At 65.8% G+C, this 6296-nt stretch carries 7 protein-coding genes; 1 reads left to right on the forward strand and 6 read right to left on the reverse strand.

Features of this window, described 5'->3' with window-relative positions; genetic code table 11:
• The 6 genes from ACE3Q6_RS22050 to ACE3Q6_RS22075 form a co-directional block, all read right to left on the reverse strand.
• Positions 1–628 (reverse strand): ABC transporter substrate-binding protein (locus ACE3Q6_RS22050; protein WP_374437241.1); only part of this gene is annotated, 628 nt, incomplete at its 3' end.
• 51 nt (positions 629–679) lie between these two features.
• The gene (gene benD, locus ACE3Q6_RS22055; RefSeq protein ID WP_374437243.1) at positions 680–1453 is read right to left on the reverse strand and encodes a benzoate diol dehydrogenase BenD; all 774 of its coding nucleotides are present in this window, start codon (positions 1451–1453) and stop codon (positions 680–682) included.
• Positions 1453–2466: a benzoate 1,2-dioxygenase electron transfer component BenC gene (gene benC, locus ACE3Q6_RS22060; RefSeq protein ID WP_374437246.1), complete on the reverse strand. Its 1014-nt coding sequence runs from the start codon at positions 2464–2466 to the stop codon at positions 1453–1455. The genes benD and benC overlap by 1 nt, the downstream gene beginning before the upstream one ends.
• 75 nt (positions 2467–2541) lie before the next feature.
• Positions 2542–3051 (reverse strand): benzoate 1,2-dioxygenase small subunit, encoded by a 510-nt coding sequence (benB, locus tag ACE3Q6_RS22065; RefSeq protein ID WP_374437249.1) that lies wholly within the window; start codon positions 3049–3051, stop codon positions 2542–2544.
• A gap of 5 nt (positions 3052–3056) precedes the next feature.
• Entirely contained in the window at positions 3057–4436 is a 1380-nt protein-coding gene (gene benA / locus ACE3Q6_RS22070; RefSeq protein ID WP_374437253.1) for a benzoate 1,2-dioxygenase large subunit, read from the reverse strand.
• A 96-nt stretch (positions 4437–4532) separates the two neighbouring features.
• Positions 4533–5693 carry a muconate/chloromuconate family cycloisomerase gene (locus ACE3Q6_RS22075; RefSeq protein ID WP_374437256.1) on the reverse strand — a complete coding sequence of 387 codons (1161 nt, stop codon included), beginning with the start codon at positions 5691–5693 and terminating at the stop codon, positions 4533–4535.
• A 184-nt stretch (positions 5694–5877) separates the two neighbouring features.
• On the opposite strand from ACE3Q6_RS22075, the gene ACE3Q6_RS22080 reads away from it, so the two are divergent.
• Positions 5878–6090 carry a hypothetical protein gene (locus ACE3Q6_RS22080; protein WP_374437258.1) on the forward strand — a complete coding sequence of 71 codons (213 nt, stop codon included), beginning with the start codon at positions 5878–5880 and terminating at the stop codon, positions 6088–6090.
• Positions 6091–6296 lie beyond the last annotated feature (206 nt).

Genomic DNA, 6296 nt, shown 5'->3' on the forward strand with positions numbered 1-6296 from the left:
CCAGATACGGCCCGAAGTCCTGGGTCTTCTGGAAAGCGGGCCATTCCTGGCCCACCACCTCGCCGCCCGCAGCGGTGTAGGCGGCGGTGAAGGCGTCGATCATCTGGCGACCGGCGGCATAATCCGGGGCAATGGTGAAAACCTTTTTCACACCCTGGTCGACCAGCCACTGGCCCATCGGCCGGTTGACTTGGGCATTCGAGAAGGAGACGCGGGTGATGAAGGGGCTGCACTGCTCGCCCGTCGCCTCGTCGTTGCCCGCATTCGCCACGATCAGCGGCACGCCCGCGCCGTCGACGGTGTCGCGGATCGCGCCCAGGACGCCCGAGGAGACCACGCCGACCATCACGTCGACCTCGTCCTGCAGGATCAGCTTCTTGGTCTTGGCAAGGCCGACCGGAGGCTTCACCTCATCATCCTCGCGGACGATCTCGAACGTGGCACCACTGTCCGCGCCGAAGGTTTCCAGCCCCAGGGCGAAGGCGTCGTCGATGTCCTGCCCAAGTGCGGCATAGACGCCGGAATAGGGCAGAAGGAGCCCCACCTTGATATCCTCGGCATAAGCCGCCGAAAGCATGGCCGTGCTGGTGACGAGCCCCGCAAGGGCCGCCCGAATGGTCGTCTTCATCTGTCTCTCTCCCTTTGTGGCGCCCTCCTCGGCGCCGGTGTGGCGGGCCGTTCAGCCCAGGTCGCCCCCGCCCACCGGGATCGTGACCCCGGTCAGGTATGAGGCATCGTCGGACGCCAGGAAGAGGATCACCCCCGCCTGTTCATCCAGAGTTCCGTAGCGGCGCATCAGGCTGGACTGGACCGTCTGGTCGACGATCTCTTGGTACCAGGCCTTCTCCTGTGCCGATTGTTCATTGGGGTTCCGGGGCACTGCCCGAGGCGGGGCCTCGGTGCCGCCCGGAGCGGTGGCGACGACGCGGATGCCGCGCTCGGCAACTTCCCAGGCAAGGCTTGCGGTGATCGCGTTCACCCCGCCCTTGGCCGCCGCATAGGGCACGCGGTTCAGGCTGCGGGTGGCGATGGACGAGACGTTCACGATCACGCCCTTCCCGGCGGCCAGCATATGCGGCAGGACCGCGTGGCAGGAATAGAGCGTCGGGAACAGCGACCGGCGCACCTCGGCGTCGATCTGGTCGGCCTCGTAATGCTCGAAGGGCTTGGCCCAGATCGTGCCGCCGACGTTGTGGACCGAGACGTCGATCCGGCCGAATTCCTTGACGACGCCGTCCATCGCGTCGACGGCCCCGACATGGGTCTCCAGGTCGGCGGGCAGGTAGATCGCCTTGGCCCCCGCCGCCTTGATAGCGTCAGCCACCTCGGCCCCGATGGGCGAGCGGTCGATCACCGCGACCGACGCGCCTTCCAGAGCCGCCCGTTCGGCGACGCGCCGTCCGATGCCCTGCGCGGCGCCGGTGATGGCAAAGACCCTGCCCTTGAACCGCATCACGCCGCCGCCTTGGTTTCCGAGGGGTTGAACTTCTCGAACAGGAAGGACGCGGGCGTGATACCCAGCCCGGCCATATGCGCGCGCACCGCCTCGACCATCGGCGGCGGGCCGCAGAGGTAGACATCGGCCGCCCCGTCCCAGAGATCGGCGGCGGTCAGGTGGTCGGTGACGAAGCCCTTCTTCGCATGCGCGCTGGCGGCATCGGCGACGATGGTGATGATCTCCAGCGAGGGGATCAGCGCGGCGAGGCTCTCCAGCCGGTCCAGTTCCACCAGGTCGGCGTCGCGCGTGACGGCGTAGTAAAGGCGGATCGGTTGGTCGGTGCCGGTGGTGGCGATCTGCTCCAGCATCGACAGGAAGGGCGCAAGGCCCGTGCCGCCCGCGAGGAAGACCTGCGGGCGGGTGACGGGCCGCAGGTAGAAGGCCCCCATCGGGCCGGTGAGCGTCATGGCGTCGCCAGCCTTGGCGCGGGCCAGGTAGCCCGACATCAGCCCGCCGGGGATGTTGCGGATCAGGAAGGACGCCTCTGTCGCCTCCGGGTGGCTGGAGAAGGAATAGGCCCGGGTCGCAGAGGTCCCCGGGACCTGCACGTTGACATACTGGCCCGGCAGGAAGGGCATCGCCGCAGGCAGCGTCACCCGCAGGCGGAAGCTGGTTTCCGACAAAGCCTCGACCCCCGCCACGCTGGCCTGCACACTCTGCGCGCCGGTCTTGCAGGCGAGGGACGAGGCCGGGATCGCCACGACGCAATCTGACTTCGGCATCATCTGGCAGGTCAGGACCATGCCCTGCGCCGCTTCCTCCTCGGTCATCGCGTCTTCGAGGTAGAAGCCAAGCTCATACTCGCCCCGCTCCGCCTTGCACTTGCAGGTGCCGCAGACGCCGTCACGGCAGTCCATCGGCACGTTGATCTTCTGCCGGAAGGCGGCGTCGGAGACCTTCTCGTCGGCCTCGCAGTCGATGATGCGGGTGACGCCGTCTTCGAAGTTCAGGGCGATCTTGTAGGTCATGGCTCCTCCTCTCCCCGGCGGGCCTCCTCCTCAGGGGCCGCGCCGGGGTGCCGTCTGGGGAACGGCTTTGCGGTGTCAGATGTGGTAGACGTCGATCACGTGGTGGATGCGGTCGTTCTTCAGCACCACCTTCTTCGAGGTGATCAAGGGCGCGCCCGAGGCGACATCGACCGTGTAGAACGACGTGCCCCAATAGGTGTCGGTCGTCCCGTAGCGATAGTTGTGCGTCATCCAGTTGAAGCGCAGGTGGGTCTTCGTCCCCTCGCGCCCCAGCACCTCGACATTGGTGATGTTGTGCCCGGTGCGCGGTTCCGGCAGCGAGGTGGCGGACGACCGGTCGGTCTTGATGCGGAAGACGCGATCCTCGATCCCGCTGCGGTTGGGGTAATAGATCAGCGACATCTCGTTCGCCGGGTCCTCGGTCAGGGTGTCGTAGTCGTCCCAGGCCGGCATCCAGAACGGGCAGTCCGGGTGGTAGAACTGGATCCAGTCGTCAAACCGGCGGTCGTCCAGGGCGCGGGCCTCGGCGTAAAGGAAAGCGCAGAGCGCGTCGTAGGACAGCTGGGTATCGGTCACGGCGTTCATCGGGCTTACTCCGCTGCGATCTGGGTTGCGGTCTGGCGCTCGGCCGCGACGGCGGCGGCCATGCGTTCGGTCCATTGGGTGTGCTGGATGACGAAAAGACCCTCGTCCTCGGTCCGCGCGCCGGAGAGGATCGGCTTCAACCCGATCCGCTGCGCCTCTTCGTCCGCTCCAGTGATCCACTGGGTCGCCCCACGGGTCAGGTCGTTCCACTGGGCGGTGGGGGCAGCAGCGTAACCCATCTGGGTCGCGCGGAATTCCTCAAGGTCATCCGGCGTCGCCATGCCCGAGGCGTTGAAGAAATCCTCGTACTGGCGGATGCGGCGGGTGCGGGCTTCCTGGGACTCGCCCTTCGGCGCGATGCAGTAGATCGTGACCTCGGTCTTGTCGACGCTGATCGGGCGGAACACGCGCAGCTGGCTGGAGAACTGGTCCATCAGGAACAGGTTCGGATAGAGGCAGAGGTTGCGCAGGTAGCCGATCATCCAGTTGGCCTTGGCCTCTCCATACTTGGCCACCAGCTCGTCCCGGCGCGGTGCAAGCGGGCGGTTCGACGGGTCGGCCCATTTGGTCCACAGGACCAGGTGGCCGTTGTCGAAGGAATAGAACCCACCCTTCTGCTTGTTCCACTTCGAGGCGTCCACCGACTTCACCTCATCCTTGCCCTCATCGGCGCGGTGGCTGGTGGTGGCGACGTAGTTCCAGTGTACGGCCGAGACGTGATAGCCGTCCGCGCCGTTTTCGGCCTGCAGCTTCCAGTTGCCCTGGTAGGTGTAGGTGGAGGACCCACGCAGCACCTCCAGCCCCTCGTCGGACTGGTCGGCCACCATGTCGATCATCACCTTGGCCTCGCCCAGGTAATCTGACAGCGGCTGCACGTCGGGGTTCAGCGACCCGAACAGGAACCCGCGATAGGACTCGAACCGGGCCACGCGCTTCAGGTCATGGCTGCCGTTCTTGTTGAACTGCTCGGGGTAGCCCGCGCCCTCGGGGTCCTTCACCTTCAGAAGCTTGCCGGTGTTGTTGAAGGTCCAGCCGTGGAAGGGGCAGGTGAAGGTCGCCTTGTTCTGCCGCTTGTGCCGGCAGAGCATCGCGCCCCGGTGCGAGCAGGCGTTGATCAGCGCGTGCAGCGTCCCGGTCTTGTCGCGGGTGATCATGATCGGCTGGCGGCCGATATGGGTGGTGAAGGTGTCGTTGACGTTCGGGATCTGGGATTCGTGGGCCAGGTAGATCCAGTTCCCTTCCCAGATATGCTTCATCTCCAGCTCGAAAAGCTCCGGGTCGGTGAACATGTCGCGGCGGGCGCGGAAGATGCCTTCTTCCGGCTTGTCCTGCACGATGCCGTCCAGGCGGCGGGTGATCTCGTCGAGACCTGCGTCGGTAAACATGGCTCTCTCCCTCCATGATGCCCCTCGCGGGACAAAGCTCCCTCGTCCCCGGAAAGCGGTGCTTTCCGGGCCCTCTCCTCCCCCGATGGGGGCTTGTCACTCGCCCGCGATGGCCCCCATGACTCCACGCACCGAGACCTGGCGGTCGCGGCGGTAGAAGTTCACCTTGTCATCGTCGAGCATCACCCCGATGCCTGGGCCTTGCGGCACGGTCACCGAGAAATCCTTGTATTCCAGCGGTTCGGCCAGAATTTCGTCCTTGAGAAGCAGCGGTCCGAACATCTCGGTCCCGAACTGCCACTCCGGCACGGTGGCAAACAGCTGGATCGCGGCGGCGGTGCCAAGACCGCTTTCCAGCATGGTGCCGCCGTAAAGGTCGATCCCGGCGGCGCGGGCGATGGCGATCACGTCCGAGGCGGGCTTCAACCCGCCCGACTGGCAGACCTTCACCGCAAAGACATCGGCCGAGCGGTTGGCGGCCACCCGCATCGCATCCGACGGGCCTTGCAGCACCTCGTCGGCCATGATGGCGATCTCATACCCGTCGGTCAGCGTCTTCAGCGCGGCCAGCTTGTCGCGTGCCACGGGCTGTTCGATCAGCACGCAGCCGATCTCCTGCAGCCCCCGCGCGCCATAGCGGGCGTCGGTCAGGCTCCAGGCCTGGTTCACATCCACCCGGATCGTGCCACGGTCGCCCACGGCCTTGGCGATGGCGGCCACATGGGCGATGTCCTGCTTCACCGGGCGCTTGCCGATCTTCAGCTTGAAATCGCGGTGGCGGCGGGTCTCCAGCATCCGCTCGGCCTCGTCGATGTCGGTCTGGCTGTTGCCACTGGCGAGCGTCCAGGCCACCGGCAGGCGGTCGTGCACCCGGCCCCCGAAAAGCTGCGCGACTGACAGGCCAGCCCGACGCCCCAGGCCGTCCCACAGCGCGCATTCCACGGCAGCGCGGGCGATGGGGTTGCCCTTCACCGCCTTCTCCATATGCGCGCTGGCCGCCGCGATGGCATCCCCGTCCATCCCCACCAGCACCGGAGCGATATAGGTGTCGATCGCCAGCTTCACGCTCTCGACGCTTTCCGGCCCATAGGACAGCCCGCCGATCGAGGCGCCCTCTCCCAGGCCCTCGGACCCGTCCGAGAAGCGCACGCGGACCAGCACGACCGACTGGGTCAGCATCGTGGTCATCGACAGCACATGGCCGCGCACAGTCGGCACGTCGATGATGATGGCGTCGATACGGTCGATCTTGGTCACGGCATTGGCCTTCACTTCGGGTCTTGCGATGACCTGAAGATGGCACTGGCAGTCGTCTTTGGTCCAATACCGATGCGGTCTGGTGCGATACCTGAAGGCCATGTCCTCCGCACGGACCGGCCGCGCCCCTGGGGCGATACCGATGCAAACGGAAGGAACGGTCAGGACCACGTAGCCTTTCTCGGTGCTCGACGGCCCCGCCAAGGTCGAACGCCATGTCGCTCCCTTCGGCCGTGAAGAGACCCGGCTTTCCTGGCTGGACCGTTCAGTGGCGCTGGATCGGCTGGCATTCGGTCAACCACGGCAGGACGATCTACTCGCCTTGCTGGATCAGGTGCGGGACGAGATTGCGCCTGCTGCGCCTGCCCAATTGCAGATCAGCCTTTGTCCCGAGTGAACGCGGGCTTCTGCGGCTTTGGCGCGTTCCTGATCCTCCTCGCCTACTATGCCCCTAATCTTTCACGCAGTTTTGGCCCTTTTGTTTCCCTATTGTTGACCCGTGCGGTGTAACGCAAAAAGCCCCACCAGATGGCGGGGCGTAAACTTGGTATACAAGATTTTGGTTGCGGGGGCAGGATTTGAACCTGCGGCCTTCAGGTTATG

Origin of the sequence: Tabrizicola sp. (assembly GCF_041913445.1) — a bacterium.
Classification (GTDB): domain Bacteria; phylum Pseudomonadota; class Alphaproteobacteria; order Rhodobacterales; family Rhodobacteraceae; genus Tabrizicola.

Coding starts and splice junctions, on each gene's coding strand:
- benB (WP_374437249.1), bottom strand. CDS start 3,051: ATGAACGCCGTGACCGATACCCAGCTGTCCTACGACGCGCTCTGCGCT.
- benD (WP_374437243.1), bottom strand. CDS start 1,453: ATGCGGTTCAAGGGCAGGGTCTTTGCCATCACCGGCGCCGCGCAGGGC.
- benC (WP_374437246.1), bottom strand. CDS start 2,466: ATGACCTACAAGATCGCCCTGAACTTCGAAGACGGCGTCACCCGCATC.
- benA (WP_374437253.1), bottom strand. CDS start 4,436: ATGTTTACCGACGCAGGTCTCGACGAGATCACCCGCCGCCTGGACGGC.